This is a genomic window from Rhodococcus sp. AC861, from assembly GCF_979256035.1.
This window is the reverse complement of record NZ_CEEDMW010000001.1, coordinates 870601-896730: the sequence shown is the minus strand read 5'-3', so window position 1 is coordinate 896730 and position 26130 is coordinate 870601. Positions and strand designations below refer to the sequence as shown.

Annotated in this window: 20 protein-coding genes and 2 pseudogenes; 13 read left to right on the top strand and 9 right to left on the bottom strand. The window is 66.2% G+C overall.

What is annotated here, in order from left to right:
• The first annotated feature begins 32 nt into the window (after positions 1 to 32).
• Positions 33 to 659, top strand: coding sequence for an alpha/beta hydrolase (locus AC0IX4_RS04270; protein ID WP_471828150.1), 627 nt, complete (start codon positions 33 to 35; stop codon positions 657 to 659).
• Between the two features lie 303 nt (positions 660 to 962).
• Here the strand turns inward: AC0IX4_RS04270 and AC0IX4_RS04265 are convergent, their stop codons facing one another.
• Positions 963 to 5444 (bottom strand): EAL domain-containing protein, encoded by a 4482-nt coding sequence (locus tag AC0IX4_RS04265; protein ID WP_471828149.1) that lies wholly within the window; start codon positions 5442 to 5444, stop codon positions 963 to 965.
• Positions 5445 to 5732: 288 nt separating this feature from the next.
• On the opposite strand from AC0IX4_RS04265, the pseudogene AC0IX4_RS04260 reads away from it, so the two are divergent.
• From AC0IX4_RS04260 to fdxA, 4 genes and pseudogenes are all read left to right on the top strand, one after another.
• Positions 5733 to 5939 (top strand): annotated as a pseudogene (locus AC0IX4_RS04260) (ArsR/SmtB family transcription factor); the annotation flags it as partial.
• A 63-nt stretch (positions 5940 to 6002) separates the two neighbouring features.
• On the top strand, positions 6003 to 6437 hold the full coding sequence (locus tag AC0IX4_RS04255) for a MerR family transcriptional regulator (protein WP_471828148.1): 435 nt from the start codon (positions 6003 to 6005) through the stop codon (positions 6435 to 6437).
• A complete protein-coding gene (locus tag AC0IX4_RS04250; RefSeq protein ID WP_471828146.1) occupies positions 6434 to 7453 on the top strand; it encodes an arsenic resistance protein in 1020 nt (339 codons plus the stop codon). The genes AC0IX4_RS04255 and AC0IX4_RS04250 overlap by 4 nt, the downstream gene beginning before the upstream one ends.
• Positions 7450 to 7731, top strand: a pseudogene (fdxA, locus tag AC0IX4_RS04245) (ferredoxin); the annotation flags it as partial. The gene AC0IX4_RS04250 and the pseudogene fdxA, both read left to right, overlap by 4 nt.
• A gap of 1106 nt (positions 7732 to 8837) precedes the next feature.
• Here fdxA and AC0IX4_RS04240 read toward each other — a convergent pair.
• The gene (locus tag AC0IX4_RS04240) at positions 8838 to 10283 is read right to left on the bottom strand and encodes an aldehyde dehydrogenase family protein (protein WP_056070940.1); all 1446 of its coding nucleotides are present in this window, start codon (positions 10281 to 10283) and stop codon (positions 8838 to 8840) included.
• 235 nt (positions 10284 to 10518) lie between these two features.
• Here AC0IX4_RS04240 and AC0IX4_RS04235 point away from each other — a divergent pair, with 235 nt between their 5' ends.
• From AC0IX4_RS04235 to AC0IX4_RS04210, 6 genes are all read left to right on the top strand, one after another.
• Complete coding sequence (locus tag AC0IX4_RS04235; RefSeq protein ID WP_056070943.1) at positions 10519 to 11352, top strand: IclR family transcriptional regulator; 834 nt, start codon at positions 10519 to 10521, stop codon at positions 11350 to 11352.
• 112 nt (positions 11353 to 11464) lie between these two features.
• Positions 11465 to 12418, top strand: a complete 954-nt coding sequence (locus AC0IX4_RS04230) for an acetaldehyde dehydrogenase (acetylating) (protein ID WP_471828145.1) — start codon at positions 11465 to 11467, stop codon at positions 12416 to 12418.
• The gene (dmpG, locus tag AC0IX4_RS04225) at positions 12415 to 13440 is read left to right on the top strand and encodes a 4-hydroxy-2-oxovalerate aldolase (RefSeq protein ID WP_471828144.1); all 1026 of its coding nucleotides are present in this window, start codon (positions 12415 to 12417) and stop codon (positions 13438 to 13440) included. The genes AC0IX4_RS04230 and dmpG overlap by 4 nt, the downstream gene beginning before the upstream one ends.
• Positions 13437 to 14978: an AMP-binding protein gene (locus AC0IX4_RS04220; protein WP_471828143.1), complete on the top strand. Its 1542-nt coding sequence runs from the start codon at positions 13437 to 13439 to the stop codon at positions 14976 to 14978. Before dmpG ends, AC0IX4_RS04220 begins: the two co-directional genes overlap by 4 nt.
• A 10-nt stretch (positions 14979 to 14988) precedes the next feature.
• Positions 14989 to 17268 (top strand): CaiB/BaiF CoA-transferase family protein, encoded by a 2280-nt coding sequence (locus AC0IX4_RS04215; RefSeq protein ID WP_471828142.1) that lies wholly within the window; start codon positions 14989 to 14991, stop codon positions 17266 to 17268.
• A complete protein-coding gene (locus AC0IX4_RS04210) occupies positions 17265 to 18041 on the top strand; it encodes an enoyl-CoA hydratase/isomerase family protein (protein WP_471828141.1) in 777 nt (258 codons plus the stop codon). Before AC0IX4_RS04215 ends, AC0IX4_RS04210 begins: the two co-directional genes overlap by 4 nt.
• A gap of 3 nt (positions 18042 to 18044) precedes the next feature.
• On the opposite strand, the gene AC0IX4_RS04205 is transcribed toward AC0IX4_RS04210, so the two are convergent.
• From AC0IX4_RS04205 to AC0IX4_RS04175, 7 genes are read right to left on the bottom strand one after another with little or no spacing between them, the layout of a single operon-like run.
• A complete protein-coding gene (locus AC0IX4_RS04205; protein WP_471828140.1) occupies positions 18045 to 19370 on the bottom strand; it encodes a M20 family metallopeptidase in 1326 nt (441 codons plus the stop codon).
• The gene (locus AC0IX4_RS04200; protein WP_471828139.1) at positions 19367 to 20353 is read right to left on the bottom strand and encodes a quinone oxidoreductase family protein; all 987 of its coding nucleotides are present in this window, start codon (positions 20351 to 20353) and stop codon (positions 19367 to 19369) included. Before AC0IX4_RS04200 ends, AC0IX4_RS04205 begins: the two co-directional genes overlap by 4 nt.
• Entirely contained in the window at positions 20350 to 21225 is an 876-nt protein-coding gene (locus AC0IX4_RS04195; protein ID WP_056070966.1) for an alpha/beta fold hydrolase, read from the bottom strand. The genes AC0IX4_RS04200 and AC0IX4_RS04195 overlap by 4 nt, the downstream gene beginning before the upstream one ends.
• 30 nt (positions 21226 to 21255) lie before the next feature.
• Positions 21256 to 21399, bottom strand: a complete 144-nt coding sequence (locus tag AC0IX4_RS04190; protein WP_156388265.1) for a hypothetical protein — start codon at positions 21397 to 21399, stop codon at positions 21256 to 21258.
• A 22-nt stretch (positions 21400 to 21421) separates the two neighbouring features.
• Entirely contained in the window at positions 21422 to 22318 is an 897-nt protein-coding gene (locus AC0IX4_RS04185; RefSeq protein WP_056070973.1) for an alpha/beta fold hydrolase, read from the bottom strand.
• Positions 22315 to 23256, bottom strand: a complete 942-nt coding sequence (locus tag AC0IX4_RS04180) for a DODA-type extradiol aromatic ring-opening family dioxygenase (protein WP_235579539.1) — start codon at positions 23254 to 23256, stop codon at positions 22315 to 22317. Before AC0IX4_RS04180 ends, AC0IX4_RS04185 begins: the two co-directional genes overlap by 4 nt.
• A gap of 50 nt (positions 23257 to 23306) precedes the next feature.
• Positions 23307 to 24521: an aromatic ring-hydroxylating oxygenase subunit alpha gene (locus AC0IX4_RS04175; RefSeq protein ID WP_471828138.1), complete on the bottom strand. Its 1215-nt coding sequence runs from the start codon at positions 24519 to 24521 to the stop codon at positions 23307 to 23309.
• Between the two features lie 241 nt (positions 24522 to 24762).
• Here AC0IX4_RS04175 and AC0IX4_RS04170 point away from each other — a divergent pair, with 241 nt between their 5' ends.
• Entirely contained in the window at positions 24763 to 25758 is a 996-nt protein-coding gene (locus tag AC0IX4_RS04170; RefSeq protein WP_471828137.1) for an NAD(P)/FAD-dependent oxidoreductase, read from the top strand.
• A 33-nt stretch (positions 25759 to 25791) separates the two neighbouring features.
• Entirely contained in the window at positions 25792 to 26127 is a 336-nt protein-coding gene (locus AC0IX4_RS04165; RefSeq protein WP_056070978.1) for an indolepyruvate ferredoxin oxidoreductase subunit alpha, read from the top strand.
• Positions 26128 to 26130 lie beyond the last annotated feature (3 nt).

The following is a 26130-nucleotide window of genomic DNA, read 5'->3' as shown; positions in this document are numbered from 1 at the left end:
GAGACGAATAACCCGACGGGAACGGTCAATCTATGGGCGGTCGAATCGTCCTCGAACTTGCGCGGCGGGGAGTCGGCGGCGACACCGTGGCACTCGACCCCGGCGGTTTCTGGAGCGACCGCGAACGCGCTGTCTTCGGCGCCACACTCCGGCCGTCTATAGCCCTTGTCACAGTGTTGCGGCGCTTCCTGCCTGCGCTTCTGGGCAACCCTGCGGGAAGGACCCTGCTGCTGGCACAGTTGTCGGCGCGGCCATGGGCGCTCTCGCGCGACACCGTGTTGCCCGACGTGCGCGGTCTCGCCGACTCCCCGTCGACCCGGGCCGCTCTCGATGCCCTCATCCACGGGCCGAAGCAGGAAGGCGCCTCGTCCGGCACAGTGCCCGGGCGGGTCACAATCGGTTGGGGACGAAGAGATCTGGTGACAGTGCCGAAGCAAGCGGCGCGCGCATCGGAGCTGTTCCCCGATGCCGTTCTGCACTGGTTCGAGCGATGCGGTCACTTTCCGCAATGGGACGCACCGAAAGAAGCCACTCGACTGATTCTCGACTGCACCGAAAGAGGCATGATCTTCGAACACTTCGGACAGGTTCAGGTCGATTGCCGGTCGCTGATTAGCCGGGGACCTCGACCAGGCCCCGGCGAACTCACCGCGAAGTGACGATTGTCCCGGTGTGTCCGCGATTCGCGACACGTCCCACCGGAGGATCCGCACAGGCATGCATCTGTACTGTCCTCACCCCTCGGTGCGTCACGTCCTTCGCCGTCCGCATCTCACGCGTATCCGGCAGAAGTACGCGGCGGTCGGGCGCCCAGCACCCACCACAGTGGCACTGGTCGCGCTCTGCAGGACGGCCTGATCGATCTCGACGACCTCTCTGAGTCGGGCGGTGTCACACGGCCGGCTGACGCATCGCTGGTGCTGCATGCGGCTGGACCGAAAGCGACTGCTGGGTGGGATCTTTCATCCGCCGTCACGGATCGTCTCGATCAGCTCCAGCAAGGGCATGGGGTGACCGTGGTAGTACCCCTGCGCCAACTCCGCACCGGTCGCGGCGGCGACGGCGGACAGCCTCGCATCACCGACGCCCTCGATGACCGCGGTGGCCTCGAGTGCATGGGCGAGTCGCACGGCTGCGTCGAGGATCCGCCCGCCGCGTACGTCTTCGGCGGCACGTTCGGTGAGGGTGCGATCGATCTTGATGATTCCTGGTCTCAGTCGCCCGAGCAGCTCCAGGTTAGAGTACCCGGTACCGAAGTCGTCGATGCTGATCGTCGCTCCGAGTCTCTGCAGCAACGTCAGCGCACCGAAAGCGCGGTCACCGGGTATCAGGGTCACGTGCTCGGTGACCTCGATGACGATCCTGTCGAAGCCGGCGTCCGGGTGCCAGGACAGCAGCCTGTCCATCAGCTCGCGTTCTCGGAGCTCGGTGACGGAGAGATTGAACGCGACTCGCGGGTGGTCGACACCGAATTGCCGGTACAGGGCCGCGACGTCGTCGATGAGACAGTCGAGCGCGAGGTGCCCGAGGGCGCGCAGTTGACCGGTCTCGGTGGCAAGGGTGATGAACTCGCTCGCGGTGACCAGTTCACCGTCTCGCCGCCACCGCATGAGGGCCTCGACCATCACTGTCGCACCCGTGGAGATGGACCGGATGGGTTGATAGTGCAGTTCGAATTCGTGCGCTCTGACCGCGGATGCGAGCTGGTGGCGGATGGTCGCTCTGACATCGGCGTCGTGGTCCATCTCGGCCGTGAAGTAGACCGCCCGATCTCGACCGTTCTGTTTCGCCGAGTACATCGCGACGTCGGCGTTGTGGAGCAGGTCGTCGACGGTGGTCCCGTCGACCGGCTGCACGGCGACTCCGATCGAGGCGGAGACGAATGCGGTGACGTCGTCGATGACGACAGGTTCACGAACGGCAGCGAGCACTCGATGGACGAGACCGTCCAGCGTGTCGAGGTCGTCGGCCCCGGTCACGAGCATCGCGAACTCGTCGCCACCGAATCTGCCGACGAGCTGATCGGTGCGCGCGGCGCGCTGGAGTCTGGTCGCGATGACACCGAGAACGAGGTCACCGTTCCGGTGGCCGAGTCGGTCGTTGACCTCCTTGAATCCGTCAAGGTCGATCCACAGCACTGCGGACGCGGCACCCTCCGCCGTGACCATCTCCATGGCCTGCGCCCGGAAGAACGCTCGGTTGAGCAGCCCGGTCTGGTGGTCGAACTGCTCGCGTGCGGCCAACTCTGCACTCAGATGGCGCAGCCGGGAACTGTCGTGAACGACCACCACGGTGCGGCCGTTGCCGGCCTTCCGGAGGATCTCGATCGTCGCCGGTGTGCTGTGCCCGTCCGCGTGCAGCACCCGGCGGCTCTGTGTGTCGTCGTCGTCGAGGGCACGGTCGTCCGGCGGCAGGACGCTGAGTACCGTGCGGCCGGTCAGCGCGTCTGCTGAATGGCCGGTCATCGCCTCGATCGCGGGGCTGCTCCGCTCGATTCGCCCGTCGCTGTCGACGAGGAGTAGTCCGAGCGAGCTCGAGTCGAACATGGCGGACACGAGTTCGGTGCGGCGCTCGAGTTGTTCGGTGAGTTCGTGCTGTTCGGTGACGTCGAGTGCGGTCCCCACGCGCAGCGGCGGCGATCCGTCCGGGGGGTGTATTCGAGCGGCCGATTCGTCGATCCATCGGACGGTGCCGTCCGGGCGAACGATGCGGTATCGAAGTTGCCAGTCAGGGGACGCGGACGCGGACACGGCGGCCACGCGGTCGCGATCGGCGGGGTGCACGGCGATCAGCAACAGCGACGGGTCGGCGAGGACCCTGGCCCGATCGAGCCCGTACATCTCCTCGACCCGGCGGGTGAGCAACGTCAACGCCCCGGACGAGTCCCGTTGCCACACCGTCTCGCGGACCGAGTCGGTGACGACTTCGAGGTTCGCCAGCGCGCGTTCGCGGGCGCGGCGCTCGGCGGTGATGTCGGTGACGTCGATGACCACGACGATCACGCCGAGAATCTCCTCGTGGTCCCCACGGTACGGCTGGGTCTGGACCAGTAGATCCCGTCCGTCGCCGCCCGACTCGAGAATCCTCGAGTCCCCCGCCAGAGTCTGCAGGAGCAGGTCGGTCAGACCGGGCATCGCGATGGTGGTCGGTATCGCGGACAGCTCGCGCCCCACGTCCGAGGGGATCAGGGAGAACAAGCGCACCGCCAGGGCGGTGTACCGGGTGACGCGGAGATCCCGGTCGAGCAGCACGAGCCCGTTCGTCAGAGAGCTCTGAATATTCTCCAGGTCGGTGTTCGCGCGGGTCAGTTCCGCGCCGCGGACAGCGAGTTCCTGATTGAGGGTGACGAGTTCCTCGTTGGTCGCCTCGAGTTCCTCGTTCGAGGCCTGAACCTCCTCCGATGATGCCTGCAGTTCCTCGGAGGAGGCTTGCAACTCCTCGTTGAGGGCCTGCAGTTCCTCGTTGGATGCGCTGAGGTCCTCCACAGTCGCCTGCAGCGCGTCGTACACGGTGTCGAGTTCGACGCGCACCTCCACCGGTGGCGCATCGACGTCGGCGTCGGGTGTGTTCTCGGGCCGCGAATCGGAATCGGCCTCGGCCTGGAAGGCGATGATCGCGCCCGCACCTGACCTCCCTTCAGCGGTGTCGATGCGAGTGACCGAGATCCGAACGGACTCCCGGTCGCTGCGTATCGACCGAGTCACCGTGCGCGGCGCACTGAAACGGAGCTGACTGAGCATCGCGCGCACCGCCGCGCGGTAGTCGTCCTTCACCAGATCGACGACGTGCCCGCTGTGGACCCCCTCGCTCACGGCGACCCACGGTGTGACGTCGCCGATGACCTCCACGAGTACCGCTCGGTCGTCGACGATCAGCGCCGACGGCGCCACCGCCTTGACGATGTCGCTGTAGAAGTCGCCGCCGACGGCTGTCGAGCGCGGTGAGACGTCTCCACGATCGACGACCTTCGCCCCGCGGGCCGGGTGCCCGATGCCGCTCAGCGGCAGGCCGAGGGCACGTGGACTCTGCCGTCGCCGATACAGTCTGCGCTCGGCGTCGACGGAGACGAAGGCGTCGTCGGTGCGCGGTACGCGTTCACTCTGCCCGAGCAGCAGCAGTCCCCCGGGATTGAGAGCGAACTGACACAGCTGCAGAGCCCGCTCCTGCAACCGGGGTTGAAAGTAGATCAACGTGTTGCGCAACGAGATCATGTTCAGATCGGGAAACGGGGGATCGAAAGCCACGTTGTGTCGAGCGAAGACAATGCACTCCCGTAAGACTGGGGAGATCTCGAACTCCCCCTCGAGATCACGGGTCCATCGCACTCGTGCATACTCCGGCAACGCATTCCGCTCGCCGATCGGGTATCGCCCGACCCGAGCGGTCGTCAGTGCGCGCTCGTCCAGATCGGTGGCGAAGATCTTCAACCGTTGCGGCAGTTCGACATCCGGTACTGCCAGGGCTTCCGCGACGAGTACGGCGAGGGTGTACGCCTCTTGTCCGGTGGCGCATCCAGGCACCCACATCCGGACCTGACCACCCTCCGACGCGGAGACGACCGCGTCCAGATGCTCGCGCAGCCCGTTCCACACGCCCTGGTCGCGGAAGAATGCAGTGACCGTGACCAGCAGGGCGCGGGCCAGCGCCGAGGCCTCGGTCGGCGACTGCCGGAGATGCTGTAGGTAGAGCGCAGTCTCGGCGATGGCCGACAGACGCTGGCGGCGGATGATCTGCCGCTGCAGCGTCGAGGTCTTGTAACCCGAGAAATCGAGCCCACTCTGCTCGTACAACGCGGCCACGACGTCGTCGACCACGCCCGTGCCGATGACCTCGGACGGCGGCGAGTCGGGCGGAGCGCCGCGGAGAAAACGTTCGAGCGCGCCGGGGATGTCCGCAGCTGCTTCCTCGATGTCCACCGACCCGGTGGCGAACGACGCCGACGGCATCGAGTCGAACGCGGCGGTCGCCCGCTCCTGCACCGCCACGACGCCACCCGCCGACTCGACGGCCTCGACCCCCGACGCTCCATCGCTCCCCGTGCCGGACAACACGACCGCCACCGATCGATCCCCGAACGCCTGCGCCGCGGACACGAACAGGCGGTCGATGCTCGGCCAGGGACGCGTGGTCAGATCGGGGACGTCGATCGATATGCTTCGTTCGCGGACCGCGATGTCATGACCCGGTGGGGCGACGAACACGGTGTCCGGGCGCAGGTCGTCACCGTCGGCCGCCTCGACCACGTGCAGTGCACTCGCGCGGTCCAGAAGGTGAGCGAGCTCGCTCGTCCCTGTCGGTGCCGTGTGTTGCGCGATGACGACACACCACCCCAGGCCCACCTCTACCGCGCCGAGCATCGCAGTGAGCGCGTCCAGTCCGCCTGCCGAGCCGCCGACCACGATCACGTACGACGGTTTCGCCTCGTCGTGCGAATCCCAGGGCACAGAAATCTCCTCCCCGGACTTGCGAACCTGCCGCGCGGTTTTCACGCCTCGAACCGACACAGTGTCACACGTCCGCACGCAGTATCTCCGATCAGCCGGAAGACGACATCGACACAGGCCGGATACGCCACGGGATTCACCACACGTGGATGAGAACCTCACTCCGGCGACGACGTGCGCGCTGCGGTGGGCGATTCGACCCGCACCCGGACCCGACAACCCCGACGCGCTCCGACGCTCCGATCGGGGTCGTTCACGCGTTGTTCGTTTGCCCCCTGATTCACTGAGCTCACCGACACTGCAGGCGCTGTCTGCAGGTGCGATCTCGCCGACGCGCTGGACTTGGCCGAATCCACTGTCAGTCACCACCTCGGGCAGCTCCGCAAGGCCGGAATGGTGGTCTCCGAGCGGCGGGGAACCAACGTGTACTACTCGGCGCGACCGGAGTCCCTCGACGCGCTCCGCGTGGTCCTCGACCCCGCGTGCTGCCGCTGACCCGTCGTGCCGGCGACTCGGCCGACTTGCCTTCGAGCCGACTCGAACCTTTAGTCTTCGGTCATGCCCGCGCTGCTGATCTCGCAACTGTCCTCGGCGACGGGAGTGCCGGCGACGACGCTGCGCTTCTACGGGAGCGAGGGCCTGCTCCCGGCAGGCCGGGCCTCGAACGGGTACCGAATCTACGACGAGCGCGCGCAGCAACGGTTGGCGTTCATCACCGCCGCGAAGAGCCTCAATCTGACTCTGCCGCAGATCAAGACGATGCTGCGCGTGTGGGAGAACGACTCGTGCGCCGCGGTGAAGTCCGGGCTGCGGCCAGCCCTGCGTGAGCACATCGCCCGAGCGGAGGAGTCGATCGCGCAGCTGACCGTGCTGCGAGACGCGCTGACCGGGGCGCTGGACCGATTGGACGACACTCCCGACGCGGCGATGCCGTGCAACCCGCAGTGCAGCTGGTTGGCGTCGACGATGCCCACACCCGCACACGCGTCATGACCGGATCGCGGCGGACCTCGGTGGTGCAGTGGTGGGACACCCACCAGATCGGCCTGTATCTCCTCGCGCTCGCCGCCGGTGCCGCAGTGGGCCTCGCGGCTCCCGCCTCGGCGCCGGCGTTCGAGCACGCCATCAACCCGGTGCTGATCGTGCTGCTCTACGCGACGTTCCTCGCCGTGCCGTTCGCCGCGATCGGCCGCTCCCTGCGCGATGCCCGGTTCACCACCGCAGTCATCGTCCTGAACTTCGTGGCCGTCCCGATCGTGGTGTTCGCTCTGACGCGCATCATCGCCGGGAACGAGGCGGTCCTGGTCGGTGTGGTGCTGGTGCTCCTCGCCCCGTGCATCGACTACGTCATCGTCTTCAGCGGCGTCACCGGCGCCGCATCGGAACGCCTGCTGGCCGGGGCACCGCTGCTGATGCTGCTGCAGATCGCGCTGCTGCCGTTGTGGCTGTGGTTGTTCGTCGGGTCCGACACGGTCTCGATCATCGACATCGCACCCTTCGCCGAAGCGTTCGTCCTACTCATCGTGCTCCCGTTGGCTCTGGCGGCGGCGACGCAGTGGTGGGCGCGCCGCCGAGCCGCGGGCGTGCGGCTGATGCAGGTGATGGCGGCAGCGATGGTGCCGGTAATGATGGTGACGCTCGCGGTCGTCGTGGCCTCGCAGATCGACGCCGTCCGCAGCCGCATCGGTCAACTCGCCGCGGCCGCCGCTATCTTCGTCGTGTTCCTGATCGTGATGGCGTTCATCGGTGTCGGCGCCGGGAAGGTGTTCGGGCAGGACGTGCCGGCGACGCGGGCGTTGGTGTTCTCCGGCGCGACCCGCAACTCGCTGGTCGTGCTCCCCCTCGCACTGGCGCTGCCACCGGCGTTGAGCCTGGCCGCCGTGGTGGTCGTGACGCAAACCCTGGTGGAGCTGATCGGGATGGTGCTCTACGTCCGCTACGTACCACGCCTCGTTCCGGACGCGGTCCCGGACGACAGCACCGCCGCGACGGGGCCATCGGCGCCGTGACCTACGTGATCGCCGAGCCGTGCATCGACGTCATGGACAAGGCGTACATCGAGGAATGCCCCGTCGACTGCATCTACGAAGGCCGGCGGATGCTCTACATCCACCCGAACGAGTGCGTCGATTGCGGTGCGTGCGAATAGGTCTGCCCCGTCGAGGCCATCTTCTACGACGACGACCTCCCCGCCGAGTGGGCGCACTACGTCACCGTCGACGCCGACTTCTTCGACGACCTCGGCTCCCTCGGAGGCGCCGCGAAGACCGGCCCCGTCGACAAAGACCATTCGCACGTGGCGCGTCACGGTGCGGGCTGGTCTCGCCGCCTCCTCGCTGTCGCGTTTCGCCGGAAGACCAGTAGCGCGCGTCCACGAGACCGGCGAGGACGGCCACCCGGACACTGACGGACACCAGGTGGTTCTTGTACGCCGCGGCGACTTCATGCCCGTGCCGACACGGTTGCGCCGCGGAGGCCAGCGGGTGACGCACCAGGAGCATGGCACGGTCACCGCCCATATCGAGGCGACACCGTCGCGTGCATCGCACCGGTGACGCCGGTCCGTCCGTGACCATCGAGGGCGCCACCGCTCCACCTCGGAGACGCTGCCGCGATCGCTGCGGAGTAATGGTACGGACCATTCGAACAATGCTTGAAAATGCCAATTCCACGAATTGCGTTACGGAACCCGTTGCCCTGCGATCAGCGCTGTTGATGTCGACTACTGCTTCACCCGTGAGCGAGAGGTGGTTGGTCCACCCTGGTCCGCACACGTCCACGCCAGCCGCAGCCACAGCGTGAAGCGAGTGGAATCCGTCCATAGGAGTCCCTGGGAGTCCACGGACAGTCGTGGACTCTTCCGCGCAAAAGTCCATCCACAGCCACCCACGTCCACCCGAGTCCATCGAACGAGTTACGAATGAGTTGTGACAACTCGTGACATCGAGCTTCATCTCGACAGTTTTTGCAGGTGACCGGACGTCCCTGGACCATGGCGGACCTGCACGGACGTACCGGGGTAAGTCGTGAAACGAACGGTCAGATCGAGCTATTTCGGCGCATTTGTGCTGGTCAGAGGCATATTAAGAGCCTCCTTTCGGGATTGAACCGAAGACCGCTCGCTTACAAGGCTTCGACGACCCGATCAGGTGGATTCACCTGGACTCCTTAAAACCGGCCTGAGCTGCACATTCGTCCACCACCGTCCGTGTCGGTCCACCTCCGTCCGTCCCGACTTGTGACACTCTCGTGACACCGAGAGCATGCCCGTTCACGAAGCCCTGGTCCGTATTGCGTTGCATCGCATGGCGCTTCCCGATGGGAAAGATCGCGAGGTCAGGCATCGCACACACAGAGCAGAGTCGACTGACTGGAGTTCACGCGATCGGTCGATCACCCGAGATTGATGAACGTCGTCTTGGTCTCGGTGTAAGCATCGATCGAATGCGAGCCGAATTCACGACCCCAGCCGCTCATCCCGAAGCCGCCCCAGGGTGACGCGGGATCGATCAAAGGCAGCTGATTGACGAACACCGTTCCGAAACGCAGTCGAGGCGGGAGCGCGAGAGCCGAGTGGAGCTCCTTGGTCCACACCACCGCGGCGAGTCCGTAGTCGGTGTCGTTGGCGCGCGCCACGACCTCGTCCTCGTCGTCGTATTGCATGACGGCGAGAACCGGCCCGAAGATTTCGTCGCGCGCGATCACCATGTCGTCACGGACGCCGGCGAATACGGTAGGGGCGTAGAAGAATCCGTCGGCCAGGTCCCCTCCGACACGCCCTCCCCCGGTCACCAGTTCGGCCCCCTGCGAGCGACCGGACTCGACGTAGGAATGGACGCGATCGAGGTGTTCCTGCGACACCAACGGCCCGACGACGGTCGACGGATCCGATCCATGTCCGATCGGTAGCGCATCGGCCGCGGCGGCGATCTTCGCGGTGAACTCCTCCGCACGTGAGCTGTGCACGAAGAAGCGGGTATATGCACCGCACGCCTGGCCGGTGTTGAACAGTGCGCCCTGCAGATTGCCGGCCACCGCAGCATCGATGTCGGCGTCGGCCGTGATGATGCTGGGTGCCTTGCCCCCGAGTTCGAGCGACACCCTTTTGAGATTCCCGGCCGATGCGCGGACGATGTGCTGGCCGACCTCGGTGGAACCCGTGAAGGACACCTTGTCTACGCCGGGATGCGCCACCAGCGCCTTACCGACCTCGGGCCCACCGGTGAGCAGGTTGACCACACCTGCGGGCACTCCCGCTTCGCGGCAGAGTTCCACCAGCCGCACAGTCGAGAGCGGGGTCTGCTCCGCGGGCTTCATGACCACCGCGTTGCCAGTGGCCAGGGCCGGTGCCAACTTCCACGCAGCGATGGCCAGCGGAAAGTTCCACGGTGTGATCAACGCGCAGACCCCCACCGGGACTCGCTGCTGGAAACTCAGATTGCCGGGAATCGACACCGGCGACACCGTGCCCTCGATCTTGGTCGCGTATCCGGCGTAGTACCGGAACACCTGCGCGGTCAGCGGCAGGTTGACGCCGACGCTCATGAAGGACGGCTGCCCCTGATCGGCAGTCTCCAGCGCGGCGATCTCCTCGGCGTCACGGTCGAGCAGGTCGGCGATCCTCCACAGCAGTCGGCCGCGCGCATCCGGCGTCATGTTCTGCCAGTCGTCGGATTCGAATCCGGTACGCGCCGCCGCCACTGCGGCGTCGACGTCGGCACCGGTGGCCTCGGAGAATCGGCCGATCACCTGATTAGTCGCCGGGTTCACGGTCTCGCCGGTGCGACCGTCGGACGCGTCGACCCACTCGTTCGCGATGAGCAGCTGTGTGTTGTGCATGGTGTTTCCTCAACATCTCGTTCGACGAGCGCCGTCTCGGGCTTGTAGCGGCCACTGTCCCAGCGAAAGAACCCAGAGACCCTCGGGCGTATCGGTCAGCGAACCGACTTCCGAGACCCACCGCTGTGAACAGTGTGTTCCGGTCGTGTTGCCCGGCTGGACTTTATTATCCATCTGGATAATGATGGGTGTGACAGGGAGCACACTCCCTACCGAGCACGCACTGGAGGCAACTATGTCCGAGTCGGCACACACTTTCGACTCGGACGACGAGTCGTTGCTCACCCCCCCGAATTCGGTTCTGGGCAAGGCGTTCTCGATCCTGTCGGCCTTCGACGGCGAAAGCGAGTCACTACGCCTGGTCGACCTGTGTCAGCGCAGCGGTGTGCCCAAGCCGTCCGTGTATCGCCTCGCCCAGGAACTGGTGGACCTGGGCCTGCTCGAACGTGTCGGGTACGAGTACCGCATCGGATTCAGCGTGTTCGCCCTCAGCCAACGCGCCGGAAGCACGTCGCTGCTGCGACGGGTGGGTCGCCCGGTTCTCGTCGACCTCGTCGCATCGACACGGGGGACGGCCCACCTCGCCGTCCGGAAGGGCACGCACACGTGCTACCTGGAGAAACTGGGCGGCACACGCAGCGTGCACTCACTGTCGCAGGTCGGCGGCAGACTTCCCCTTACCTGCACGGCGTCGGGAAAGCTCCTGCTCGCCATGGCACCCGATACGAACGCGCTTCTTTCCCAGCTGGTCGACAGTGACCTCCCTCGTCTCACGACGCAGAGCACCCGCGACCTGCACGCCGTCCGCCGCGAGATGGCCACGATCCGGACACAGCGACTGGCCACGGAACGCGAGGAGGCGCTTATCGGGTACAAGAGCTTCGCCGTACCCATCTACGATTCCGGCGACAATGCCATCGCGGCGCTCTCCCTCACGGTTCCCGTGGATCACGCCGGAGACGCCGCACTGGTCAGTGCACTTCGAGGTGCCTCGCACGCGATCACACGGCAGCACACCCGCGCGGTCATGAGCATGCCCACGACATTCGGCGCCTTGCGTCCGGCATAGGCACGTATCGCTCAACGGACCCGGATAACGCCTCGTTCATCGATCGACTGTGAAGCTGACGCCGTTCTGCCACAGGGGCGGTGACATCGCAGTTCCGTGAGTGAGGTCAACCATGACAAACGCCGTAAGGGTCGCCATTATCGGATCCGGCAACATCGGAACCGATCTGATGGTGAAGATTCGACGCTCGCACGTACTCGAAATGGGTGCCATGGTCGGGATCGATCCCGAGTCGGACGGCCTCGCGCGTGCATCTGCACTCGGCGTACCCGTCACTCACCGTGGCGTCGAGGGACTGATCGGCCTCGACGGGTTCGACAACATCGAGATCGTGTTCGATGCGACGTCGGCGAAGGCACACGTGGCCAACGCCGCCAGGTTGCAACCGCTGGGCAAGACAATGATCGATCTGACCCCCGCGGCAGTGGGGCCGTATGTCGTTCCCGCGGTCAACCTGCACAGTCACGTCGACGCGCGGAACGTCAATATGGTCACCTGCGGCGGCCAGGCCACGATACCGGTGGTCGCCGCGATCAATCGCGTCGTCCCCGTCGCCTACGCGGAGATAGTCGCGTCGATCGCGTCGCGGTCCGCTGGTCCCGGAACCAGAGCCAACATCGACGAGTTCATGGAAACCACCGCCGCCGCCATCGAGTCGGTCGGAGGCGCCGCTCGTGGCAAAGCGATCATCGTTCTCAACCCCGCCGAACCCCCGCTCATCATGCGTGACACCGTCTTCGCTCTCGTCACGACCGACAACAGTGCCGGCCTGACCGAACGAGTGCGTGATTCCGTTCGCGCCATGGTGGCCGACGTCGCCGCGTACGTGCCGGGCTACCGACTCAAACAGGAGGTTCAGGTGACCTCTGTACCCGACGATCAACCGGTGGAGACTCTGCTCGCCGATACATCGACACCACGACCCACACACCAGATCTCGGTCTTCCTCGAAGTCGAGGGTGCAGCGGACTACCTCCCCGCCTTCGCGGGCAATCTCGACATCATGACCTCCGCCGCCATTCAGGTGGCCGAGCGAATCGCGACCCGGAAGGTGGCCCTCCGATGAGCACGTCCATCTATGTTCAGGACGTCACCTTGCGTGACGGCATGCATGCCGTCCGCCATCGGATGTCTCCCACCGACGTCGCCAGGATCGTGGTGGCTCTCGACGACGCCGGCGTCGACGCGATCGAGGTCGCACACGGCGACGGTCTGGCGGGGTCGTCGATCAACTACGGCCCGGGTTCCCACAGCGACTGGTCCTGGTTGGAAGCAGCCGCCTCCGTGATCGAGCGAGCCACGCTCACAACTCTCCTCCTGCCCGGCGTCGGTTCGATACACGACCTGAAACGGGCGTACTCCCTCGGAGTCCGGTCGGTGCGCGTGGCCACTCACTGCACGGAAGCAGACATCTCCGCTCAACACATCGCGGCCGCTCGCGAGATCGGCATGGATGTGTCCGGGTTCCTCATGCTCTCTCACATGGCGGAACCGAGTGACCTCGCGGAGCAGGCCAAGTTGATGGAGTCTTACGGGGCCCACTGCGTGTACGTCACGGACTCCGGCGGCCGGCTGACCATGGGTGAGGTCGCAGCGCGAGTACGCGCATACCGTGACGTCCTCGAACCGACCACGCAGATCGGGATCCACGCGCACGAGAATCTGTCTCTCTCGGTCGCCAATTCCCTCGTCGCCGTCGAGAACGGTGCATACCGAGTGGACGCATCACTCGCCGGGCACGGTGCAGGCGCCGGAAATTGCCCCATCGAGGCGTTCGTCGCAGCCGCGAATCTGACTGGGCTCCGGCATGGTAGCGATCTGTTCGCGCTGCAGGATGCCGCGGACGACATCGTCCGTCCTCTCCAGGATCGGCCGGTTCGCGTGGATCGGGAGACTCTGACCCTCGGCTACGCCGGCGTGTACTCGAGCTTCCTCCGGCACGCCGAATCGGCCTCGGCCGCTTACAAAATCGACGTGCGAGATCTGCTCATGGAGTGCGGACGCCGCGGGTTGGTGGGTGGCCAGGAGGACATGATCATCGACATCGCGCTCGGCCTGGCGGCCGGGAGACAAGCACAGCCGGCGTGACTCCTCCAAGCTCCTTGGCCGACGCCGTCGAGCGTCGAGCGCACGCCGACGCGGACGGTGAGGTCATCCGTCGCGTCGGCGGGTCGTCGATGAGCGCCGGGCTGTTGCTGGAGAACGCTGTCGACATGGCGGGCTCACTTGCGACGCTCGTCGGGTCCGGTGATGTCGTCGCGACAGCCTGCCCGTCGGGACCGACCGCCGTGACGCTGACGACGGCACTCTCCTGGCTGGGAGCAGTCGAACTACCGATTCCCATCACACTCGAGTCCCGTGTCGCGGTTCGACTGATGACCGCTGCAGGGTGTGTCCTCGTCGTCGCCTCGACGGACCGGCTGAGCGCCGAACCGCACTCGATCGACCTCGCCGACGCTGTCGGGATCCCCGTCGTCACGGTCGACGGTCGATGGGACGGACTCGCAGCGCTGTCGGACCGGACCGGACCCCGCCCGTCACGCCGTCGGACGTCGAGAAACGATCCCGCCGCGATCATGGTCACCTCCGGCACAAGCGGGCGGCCCAAGGGCGCACTGCTGTGCAACGGTGTCGGCCTCGGTCAGTCCGCACGTGTACGACGAGCCATGCAGTACGACTCTCGTGACGTGCTCCTCAATGTCTTTCCGTGGCAACATGTCAACGCCCGACACGCCGCCTTCCTCCCCGCAGTCGAATCCGGGGCTCGACTCGTGGTGGACGACTTCTCCGCGCGTCGGTTCTGGCGCACGGCACGCGAGGAGAACGTCACTGCCTTCAACTTCATGGGTGCAGTGTGTGCGATCCTGTTGCGCGGGAACGAGAGCGATGACGACCGCGCCCACAGCATCTCCCGCGCCTACGGAGGACCGGCGCCGGAGTGGATGTGCCGGGAAGTGTCCCGACGGTTCGGTGTCGAACTGCGTCAGGCGTATGCGTCGACCGAGCTCGGCGATGTCGCGACCACCGGCAGGCTCGTGAAACCGGGTGCGGCCGGGCAGATCGTCGCCGACTATCGGGTTCGCGTGACCGCCGATGACGGCAGCATCCTCGAAGACGGCCTCACGGGTTCACTGGAAGTGCTTCCCCGTAGGAGTGATTCGACGTTCACCGAATACGTCGGCGAGCCGGAGACGACTCGACAGGCGTGGCGTGATGGCTGGTTCGTCACCGGTGACCGTGGACGACTGGTGGACGGCTGGCTCCACTACGAGGGGCGATCGGCCGACACCATTCGGCGGCGAGGACTGACCGTCGACGCCGAGCACGTCGAACAGGTGGCGTCCGTCCACCCCGATGTCGCACACGCCGCTGCAGTGGGGGTGCCGTCCGAACTGACGGAGGACGAGGTCCTGTTGGCGGTGGTCCCGCGCGTCGGACGAATCATTCACCCGGCCGACCTCTTCCGGCATTGCGCTCGCGAATTACCCCGCCACGCCGTTCCCCGCTACATCACCATCGAGACGGACCTGCCCACGTCGACCGGCACGAAGCTCGATCGCCGTGCCCTGCGCGATCGTGGTCTGCCGACCGCAGCGTGGGATGCCGAGGCGCTACACCATGACTAGGAGCACCACTGTGTCCGTCGAACCTCTCCGCGTCCTCGACCTGACCGATCGGCTCGGCTACAACGCCGCACGTATCTTCGTCGGCCTCGGCGCCGATGTCGTCCGAGCGCCTCGGTCGGACGAGTCCGACTCGGCAGTCGACGATGTTCACTGGCACGCCGGGAAGAGGATCCTGCGACACTCCGCAACCGAGCTCACGCATGCAGACTTGTGTTCGTTGATCACCGAGGCCGATGTCGTGCTCGAGTCCGGCCCGGTGTCGACGCTGCGAACCCTCGCTCTACGGGATTCGCAGCCGGCACTCTGGAGCCCGATCGTGCACACCCTCATCACACCGTTCGGACTGTCCGGACCACGACGCGAGTGGCTCGGGGACGACACCGTCATCACTGCGGCCGGCGGCATGGCATGGCTGTGTGGTGACGCGGGTCGGGCTCCCGAGGCGCCACCCCGCGAGCAGGGCACCCAACTCGCCGGTACGCACGGCGCCATCGGCGCCCTCCTTGCCCTGATCGCGCGGCGGCGCACGGGGACAGGCCAACTAGTCGAGATCTCCGCGCAGGAAGCCGTCGCCGCCACTCTGGAGATCGGTGCCATCTCGTGGATTCACGGCCGGACGATTCCCGCGCGCACCTCGGGGGTCTACGGCCATGTCGCTCACCGGGTGTTCCGAGCACGGGACGGATTTCTCGGCGGTGGCTACTCCGGATCACCCCGCATGTGGGACGACTTCCTCACCTGGATGATCGACGAGGGCGAAGCCGAGGATCTTGTCGACGACCGTTGGCGGGACACCGATGTCCGGTGGCGCGAGCGAGCGCACGTGGACGCTGTGGTCGCGCGATTCACCGGCCGCCGCTCGGCCCGGTCCTTCGCCGAGGAGGCGCGGCGCCGCGCTCTGCCGTGGGCCGAAGTGGCGAGTGCTCACGCTTTGTTGGACAACCCTCAACTGCTGGACCGGATGTTCTTCGCCGACACCGGCGAGAACGGCAGTATCCGGGATGTGGGATTCGGCTGGGAATCACCAGCTCTCCCCCGCCCGATACGTCTGGCCCCACCGCTCGACGTCTCGACCGACGACGCATGGGCGACGGGATCCCCTCGATCCGCCGGCGCGGGCCGCGGAGACCATCGGTCGGAAAAAACGTCGCCCGGCCATGCCGGTGCGCTGGACGGCGTTCGCGTATTGGACCTCACGTGGGTGTTGGCCGGGCCTTACGTCACCAAAGTCTTCGCCGAACATGGTGCGGACGTCCTCAAGGTGGAGTCCTACCACCGGAAGGACCCGACTCGTTTCGCGCCGGGAATGCGGCTGCGCCCGGGTGCCGACTTCGACGAGAGCGGATACTTCCTCAACTTCAACCGCAACAAGCGAAGCATCGCCCTGAATCTGAAGACGGACAGCGGTCAGGCTCTTCTGCGCCGACTCGCTGCGGACGTCGACATCGTCGTCGAGAACTTCAGTCCGGGTGTTCTCGCGCGATGGGGTCTCGATTTCGACCGACTGCGCGAACTCAATCCGCGCGTCGTGTTGGTGTCGATGGCGGGTGTGGGCCAGACGGGACCATGGCGCGACGCGGTGACGTTCGCCGACACCCTGGCCGCCATGTCGGGGCTGACAGCGGAGACCGCCCGCCCGGATCGGGACCCACAGGGGCTGACGTTCGGACTGGGCGACATGGTCGCGGCGAACTCGGCCGTGATCGGTGCGCTCGAGCTCCTCCACCGCGGGGAGGGCGGACACGTCGACCTGTCTCAGCTCGAGGCAATGGCATCTCATCTGGGTACCGCCGCGGCCGAGAGCCAGCTGCCGACGGAATCGACGGACGATATCCCTGCTCGCATTCTCCGTTGCCTCGGCGACGACCGGTGGATTGCGATCGGCGCGAGTGCACCCGACACACTGCACAGCGTGGCATCCGACCTCGGGTTCGGGACCGACCACGATCCGATGGAGTCGCTGACGAGGGCGGCCGCGCAGATGGACGCCGACTCACTCGCAGAAGTCTTGCAGGGTCGGGGAATTGCTGCGTACGCAGTCCGCGACGGGCGCGACCTCGTGGAGACGGATGCGCAGCTGCGTGACCGCCGCTTCTACGTCGATCTCGAGCATCCGCTCGCCGGCCCGGTCGCTCACGAAGGCCTCGTGGCCCACCTCTCCGAGACGCCGGGAAGCCTGCACACCTCCGCTCCCCTGCTGGGCCGGCACACGGACGACATTCTCCGCGAGCGACTGGGGCTGACCCCGCAGGAGCTCGCCGACCTGCACACCGAAGGAGTACTCACATGAGCACTGGACCCACCGGCCACCGTTACGAGCGCGACGGGGACATCGTCACCGTGGTCATCGACCACGGGCCGATCAACATCGTCGACCCGGACCTCATCGAGTCGCTCATCACGCACCTGCCGTCGGTACTGGACGACCCGACGGTGCGGTGCGTCGTACTCCGCGGGAAGGGCCGGATATTCGTCGGCGGCGCGAACCTACGCGTCATGCATCGCCTCGATGCCGACACCTACCGCGAGATGCGGCGGTGGGTAGTGGTTCAGCGCCTGCTGGAACTGGCACCGAAACCGGTGATCGCCGCGTTGAACGGACATGCGTTGGGCGGAGGAGCAGAGTTGTCGCTCGCGTGCGATCTGCGAATCCTTCACGCGGACGCCCTGTTCGGTTTCCCCGAGACCGACCTGGGGATCTTCCCCGGTGCAGGCGGTTCACAGCGCCTGCCCCGACTGGTCGGCCCCCACCGCGCGAAGCGTTTCATCATCGACGCCACCAGGTTCACCTCGGAGCAGGCACTCCGAGAGGGTTTGGTGGACCTCGTCGCAGGCGAGGACTTCGAGGAGGTGGTCGCACGGGAGGCCCGGCGCCTGGCTCAGCGCCCCACAGCCACGATCGGTCTGGTCAAATCTGCGATCGACCGGGGCTGGGACCTTCCGATCGACGAGGCCATGTCGGTCGAGGAGCAGCACGTTCTGGCAAACCTCGAACTGGACGACGCGGCCGAGGGAATCGGAGCGTTCCTCGACAAGCGCACTGCGCTGTTCGAGGGGCGCTGAGCGTCACGTCGTTCGGTGGTCGATCTTGGTGGGAAGAAGGAAGACGGTGCGGATCAGAATCTCGGCCAACCGCCGCATGTCACCGAGGTCGACGAGGTTCATCCCCCGCGTGAAGTCGATATCCGAACCATCGGGTAGCGCAGTCACTTTCGGCATTCCGACCCGAGCTGTCGGCACGCCGCGCATGCGCAGGATATTGGCGTCGGTCGCCCCGCTGTTGTCCATGGTGACCGCGTGGGGTGCACCGGACACGGTCTCGAACGCGTCGACGGCCGCCAGGACAACCGGCGAGTCCGGCCGGGTGTGCGTCGCGGGGATGGCCGCCACTTGTCGTGCCGACACCTCCACTCCGAGCTGTTCGCTCACACCGTCGAGCATGGCGCGCACGTCCCGCAGCACCGTGGCCGGAGTCTGTCTGGTGGTCAGCCGGAGATCGAGCCGGAGCGTCACGACCGCAGGGGTCGACGCCGCCAACCGTTCGAGTCCGCCGTTGATCGACGAGACGATTCCTTGCGGTGTCATCGTCGCGTGTCGGTGGCGATGCGCGTACTCCTCGAGCCAGTCCTCGAGAGCGATGGCTACGCGGCCGGCGGAGGCGACCGCATTGCTGTACGGGATTCGGTGCCGGCTGCCGACGTAGGTGTGTCGACCGTGCACGGTCACGTCGATCCATACCAACCCGACCTCCTCGTGCAGAACGGTCCACCCGGGCTTGGCTATGACGGCGAAGTCGGTGGTGTGACCGCGCTCGAGCATGAACCCCGCACCCACCCCGTGACCGGTATTCGTGCGGTCGGGCGCGCCGATACCCGACACCGCGAAACTCGGCATGCCGCCGGCTCCGAAGCCCCCGACGACATCGCCGGGTGGAGTGACGCCGGCCGCGTGCAACGCCTGCACCACGGCCAGCACCACAGCGCCGTGGCCCTTGGGATTACCGGCTCCGAGTCCCTCGACGATGTCGCCCGAGACCACCGACCGCGCAGCGAGATCCGGCCGCCACCGCGCAGCGGCACCGGGGATGTCGAGCGCGGGATCGCCGGTGGTGAACGTGTCGATCGGGGCATAGAGCAGAAGGGACGGTCCGTCACCACCACGGATGGTGGCGACGGCATTCGCCTGGCTGGCGTCGAGACGTTGGGCCTCGGCCTCCACTCCCGCTGCCGCCAGGTCCGACGCGATCCACTCGGCCAACGGTGCCTCGCCACCTGTGGGGCTGGCGATGTCCACCATCGCGCGGACGGCAGCGAGCAGACGTTCTCGCGTGACCTGTGCGAGAACGCGCTCGACGGCCTCGTCGGCAGAGGGCCGAGTGCTCTCGATCGTCACGTCGGTAGGACGACCGCTCGGCCGCGGACCTTTCCCGCACTCAACTTGTCGAGCGCTATTCCGGTCTCCTCCAACGTGAAGGTCTCGTAGTCGAGAGTCAGCTCTCCCGCAGCCAGCAGAGCGGCGAGTTCCGGGACCGCGGCACGCGCCGACTCCTCACGCCGAATCATGTTGACCGGCAGCAGAGCAACGTCGTCGAGCAGCCAGTTCGACAGACCGATCGAGACATCGTTGCCGGCAACGTATCCGATCGACACTGCGCGGCCACCGGGGCGTACCCACCGTGACCTGACGACCAGGTTCGACCCACCCAGTGTGTCCACCAGCAGGGTGGCCGGGCGCTGTTCGGTGAGTTCGGCGAATCGCTCGTCGTCGTCGGCGACCACAGCGGCGGCCCCGTCCGCGACCCGCGACGCCTGCTCGTGATCGGCCACCAGGGCAGTCACGGTCGCCCCGTGTCGCAGGGCCAACTGGGTGACCATCGAGCCGACGGCCCCGGCGGCACCGGCCACGATGACGTGCTCGTCGGCAGCGCTGCCGACGTCGGGCAACCAGGATCCGAGTCGCCCGACGTCGACGAGTGCGGTGTGCGCGGTCGTCGTCGGGACCCAGAACGTCGCAGCGACCTCGGGTGAGAGACCGTGGGGCACCTCGACCAACGCCTTGTCCTTGACGACCACGTACTCGGCCCAGGTTCCGTTCTTGAACAGACCGAGACCACCGCCGCGCAGGACCACCTTGGTGCCTGCGGGGAAGAGAGCCGACTCGACGACGACGCCGCTTCCCTCCACGCCACCGGTGTAGGGCAGGGTCGGCTTGATGCCGAACTCGCCACTGGCGACGGTGACGTCGAGGTGCGCCACCGAGGCGGCCTCGACTCGAACGAGGGCTTCCCCCGGGCCGGGGGTCGGCACCGGGACGTCCTCGACGACCGGTGCCTGTCCCCACGCGTGGACCCGGGCTGCTCGCATCGCCGCACTCATGCGATCGGGTGCTTCTCGAGGAACGCCAGACTGGCCGAGTTGTACTCGTCCGCGTGCTCACGCTGCGGCCAGTGGCCACAGTTGTCGAACAACAGAAGCTCGGATCCGGCGATGTTCTGGTGCATCGCCGTCGCTTCCGGAATATCCCCGAACGGGTTGTTGCGACCCCACACGACCAGGGTAGGAACGGTGATCTGCGCGAGGTCCTCGGGCGTGAGGATGTTTCGCATGCGGGTCTCGAGATTCTGCAACGACAACAGGTTGTCGATGCCGGCGACGAAGTCCGGCTGGTGATAGATGGTGTGGCGGACCGACACCAGTTCCTCGGTCGCGTTCGCCGGATCGTGCATGAGCAGCTGCATACGGCGCCGGGTGAGCTCGACGTCGTCCGTCTCGACGGCCTTGCGGGTACTCGTCCGGATGCGGTCCATCACCTCCGGATTCGCAACCGTCCCTCCGGCGGCGATCATCTGCAACGAGGCGACGCGGTCGGGGTTGTCGATCGCAGTCCGACCGCCGACCCACCCACCGAGCGATTCTCCGCCGATATGCGCCTTGTCGATTCCGACGGCATCGAAGTACGCCAGAAGATGATCTCGGTAGCGCGGGATCTCGTAGGGGTAGTCCGGCTTTCCGGTGTAGCCGTGGCCGAGCATGTCGATCGCGTGGACGGTGTAGCGCTCCGCGTGCGGCTTGATGTTACGGGCGAACGCTTCCAGGTGGCCACTGGTGCCATGAAGGAACACGACGTGCTCGGCACCGTTGCCGGCCCTGAGTGATCGTGTGGGGATTCCACCCGCGTTCACGGTGCTGACGCTGAAGTCCAGCCCCGCGAGCTCTGTCCAGATCGTCTGTGCGAGTTCTTGTGTCATGATCGTTGCTCCTACCGAGAGGTGTGCGTGCTACTGATTGATGCGATGTACTTGGGTGTTGACGTGGGCCAGCGGATTGGGGATGACGCGCTGGTGGGTGGCGACCCGGTCACTCAGCTGACGCAGCGCGCCCACCGCCAGAGCGGCGGCGAGAGGGATGTACACGAACTTCACAACGGTGTCCTCGTCTTGTCGGTCAGGGGTGCCGGCTGGCGGTGAAGAAGCCTGCGACCACCGCGTGATATGCAGCGGGGCGCTCCTCCTGCAGGTGGTGCGAGACGTTGTCCATCACGTGGAGGTTGCCGCGCTTGATCATGCGAGCCAACATCATCGGGTAGTCGGGCGTGAGAAATGCGTCCTCACGCCCCCAGATGAACAGGGTGGGCGCCTCGATCAGGCCAAGTTGCCGGGTCAGGTCCTGCCAGTCGCCGCGCGGGCTGTCCGACATCGCGGCGAGAGCTGTCTCCTCGGGATCGAGGCTCTGCCGGTACCGCATGTCCAGGGTCTCCTCGGGGAGACGGTCGGCGTCACACCATTCCAGACGGGTGATCAGTGTCCGCATCTTCTCCCGGGTGGGCCCCTCGCCGCCGTAGTAGACGTCACGAGCCGTTCGTCCCCGATGACCGCGCTCGGGAAGCGGGGCCAGTGGACCGTAGAACACCGGCATGCTTCCCGTGATCACCAGCGACCGAACACGTTCGGGATACAGCGCCGCCAGATTCAGTGCGATCGTTCCGCCCCAGGAGTTGCACACGAAGTCGGCTTGCTCGATGCCGAGCGCGTCCATCAGCGCGACGGTCTTGGCCGCATGGAAGTCCCACATCGGACCGGTGATCAGACATTTCTCCGATTGCCCGTACTGCAGGATGTCCACCAGGACGCAGCGGCGATCAGCCTCGAAATACGGCGCGACCGGTCCGAAGTCACTCCATGCGGTGCACCCCGGGCCGCCACCGTGCAGAAAGAGGGTGTCCGGGCCGGTACCTATGTCGTAGTAGTGGTAGGTGGCACCGTCCGCGTCGACGAAGTGGCTTTCCGGGGGTGCCGACGCGGCGGGCGATGTCGGGGCCGCGACCGGCGATGCGACAGTCATGACGTCTCTTCTCGCGAGGAATCGGGTTCGATCAGGGCCACGCCCATCCCGGTGAGCCACTCCGGCATCGGCGAGTACGCGAGGGCTTTCCCCGGTGCGAAACCGAGTGCGGCGGCCATGAGCAACCAGGTCCGCAGCTCCTGCCCGCCGTTACCCGCGTTCTCTGCGATCCGTTCCGACGTCCACCGCGTGTACTGGTCCAACGCACCGAGTTCGAGATCGCGGAGAAACTGCTCGTCGAACTCGGGGAAGATGGTCGGCTGGGCACCTACGATGATCTCCCGACGGCGCTTGTCGTACCGCTCCCACTCGCCGCGCCCGTTCAACCATGCCTCGACGAGGAATTCCTCGTCCTCGCCGTCCGGAGACGTCCAGTCACTGGGCCAGGGCAGCTGGTGGGACAACCCACCCGAGGCGATGACCACGACGCGTCGATCACCGATCGCGGCGACCGCTTCGGCGATGTTGCGGCCGAGCTCGGCGACTCGCGGAAGCGTCGGCAGAGGTGCCGCGAAGACGTTCACCACGAGCGGTACGACCGGTACGTCGATCCCGTCGAGCAGGTACTGGATCGCGTGCGATTGCCCGTGGTCGATCTGCAGGCGCGCGGAGATGGCCACTTCGGTACCGGCGTCGACGAGGCGCTGAGCGAGAGCGCGGGCGAATTCGGGATCCGTCTTCTGCGGGCCTTTCGGTGTTCCGCCGTCACCGGCGGCGACGACCTCGCCGACACCGAGGGTGAAGGACGGGATGAGGTCCAGCCAGAAGCCGCGGAAGTGGTTGGACCCCACCAGGACGACGACGTCCGGGCGTGCTTCGACGATGCGCTCACGAGCGACTGCGAGGCCGGCTCGGAACGCCTCCGCTCGGTCGGTGTGCACCACCTGGTCCCAATGGGTGTTCATCAGCGTGGAGTGGGATGCCCCGACGCCCAGCACGATGGACAAGGGTGTTCCTTTCGGTCGAGATTCGAATGTGTCAGGTGCGGTCAGGCCGGCCCGGAGACCTCGATGCCCTGGTCTGCCAGAGCGTCGATCCGGTCCTCGGTGGTGTCCTCGGCGAGCTTGCGCCACTGCAGAAGCGAGTCGTCCGGGCGGTAGAGCTTCTCCGGCGGTGCGTCGGTCACCTCGACCATCCACTTGTCCTGCCCGGAGAACTGCCCGTGGAACAACCATCGGACAGCGCCGAGATACTTGAGGTAGAAGGGGATCGTCCGCCACCCCTTCTTGAAGTCCGCGAGAACTCCGACGTAGAGGTGATTGTCCTCGTCGACCGGCACGTAGAACTCGTAGTGGATGAAGGTCGGATAGGCGATACGCAGGACACCCGGCATGCTGACCGATGCGAACCCCGGGAATTCCTGCGCCGCGATCACCTCGTTCACCTCACGGTGCGAGCCGGTGTTACCGATGTTGGTGGTCGTCTTCGGGGGCTTGGTCTTGTGCCAGGCCTGGCTGCTCCACTTCCCCAGCCCGGGGAAGTCCGCATCCCAGAACTGTTCGAGCTGAACGCGATAGATCCACCGTCCACGCTTGACGATCTTGGTGGTGTTCCACACCGGCATCGACTTGAACACCCGCCACAGCGCAGTCCTGTGCAGATACTTGGCGTGACCCTCGTCGTACCCGTTCTCACAGGCGAAGCGCCAGTTGCCCTCGCGCGCTTGGATGCGCGCTCCGATCACGGCGGCGTTGCCGACCAGCTCCTCGGGCAACTGCTCGTCGATCGGGTGCGGTTCCTCGCCGTCTCCGACGAACACCCACACCATCCCCAGACGCTCCTCGACGTGGTAAGTCGGCTGGGTGACCTTGCCGCAGATCGGCGACTTCGGGCCGTCCGTGATCGCGGCCTTGAGATCGCCCGACTCGAGATCGAACGTCCACCCGTGGTAGACGCAGGAGATCGTTCCCGGGAACTGCTTGTTCCCGTAGCTCAAGGGCACACCGCGGTGAGGGCACCGGTTGGCCATGCCGCGAACCACCCCGCCGTCGCGGATGACGAAGAGGTCCTCACCGAGCAGCATGACGCGAAGGGGGCGCTCACCGACCTTCGACGAGAACGCGACCGGGTACCAGTAGCCTCGGAAGCCGGCACCGGCCGCTTGGTAGAGGGGCCAACTCGACCAGTCCTGGCGGCCCGGGAGGTTGCCCTCCTTCTTCTTCCGCGCCGGCGTCGCCTCTCGCGGTTCCCGCGTCTCGCTCATATGTGTTCTCCAGGTGCAGTTCGAGTCGTGTCGGGCGGAACGACCGCCGTGGTCGGATCGCTCCGAGTGGCCACAGGACACCACCCGCCGACCGGCCCCACAATCGATGCGGTTCACCTACCGAGATCTCGAGCCGGCCCGGTCACCGCGCGAGCCGGGTTCCGCTCAGCGATCCAGTGCTGCGCTGTCTCTGCCGGTCGCACCTACCGTCCAGCGAGACAACCAGAACCAAGGAGAACCGATGACCTCTCAGCCACCGGTCGTCACCACCGATGTCGCCATCGTCGGGGCCGGCCCGACCGGCCTCTACGGCGCGTACTACGCCGGCTTTCGCGGCCTGGACACCGTGGTGATCGACGCTCTTCCCCAAGCGGGGGGCCAGGTGATGGCGCTGTACCCCGAGAAGCAGATTCGCGACGTCGCCGCGCTGCCCTCGATACGGGGTCGGGACTTCATCGCCAACCTCGTGAAACAGGCCGACGCATTCTCACCGACCTACATGCTCGGCCGTCAGACCGTCGACCTGAGCCACGAGGACGGCGCACCGGTGTTGACACTCGACGACGGCACCGTGATCCGCGCCGGCGCCGTGGTGCTGACAGCAGGCATCGGCACCCCGACACCACGTGCCATCGAAACGGGGACGGAATGGCTCGGTTCAGGCCTCTCCTACTTCGTCGTCGATCCCACCGTCCACACCGGTCAGGACGTGGTGATCGTCGGAGGCGGTGACTCCGCGCTCGACTGGGCTGACGCTCTCTCGTCGATCGCCGGATCGGTGACCCTGGTACACCGCCGGGCCACGTTCAGGGGCCATGCAGCGACTCTCGACCGTGTCCGATCGGGGAAGGTTGCCATTCATACCGATACGGAGGTGACCGGTCTCGTCGGCGATGTGGAGGCCGGTGTACTCACCGAGGTGACCCTGCGCGCCAAGAGTGGTGACGAGACCGTCGTCGCTGCCGACCATGTGATCGCGGCGCTGGGTTTCATCAGCAATCTCGGACCCATCAAGGAGTGGAACCTCGAACTTCGTGGTCGCTCCATCGCGGTGGACCGCTCGGGACGGACGAACCTCCCGCGCGTCTACGCCGCCGGCGACGTCACCGACTACGACGGCAAGGTCAAGCTCATGTCGGTCGGGTTCGGTGAGGTTGCCACAGCGATGAATCACGTCGCGGTGGATCTCGATCCCGATCTCGTGCTCTTTCCCGGCCATTCGACCGACGGCGCCTGAGCTCCACACCCACCATCACCAGGAGGAACAACCATGTCCTACGTTATCGGCATCAACTGCATCGACCAGCTGGATCGGTCGTGCATCGAAGTGTGCCCCGTGGACTGCATCTACATCGGAGACCGGCGGAGCTACATCAATCCGAACGAGTGCATCGATTGCGGTGCCTGCGAGGTGGAATGTCCCGTGGACGCCGTCTTCGTCGACCGCAAGGCTCGCAAAGATCCCGAACTCGCCGAGTTCGTCGCGGATTCGATCGCATTCTTCGCCGAGCCGTTGCCCGGCCGCGACGAGCCCATCGGCGACCCGGGCGGATCCCAGAAACTCGGACCGTTGGGCGTGGACACAGAGTTCACGGCGAACCACTGATCG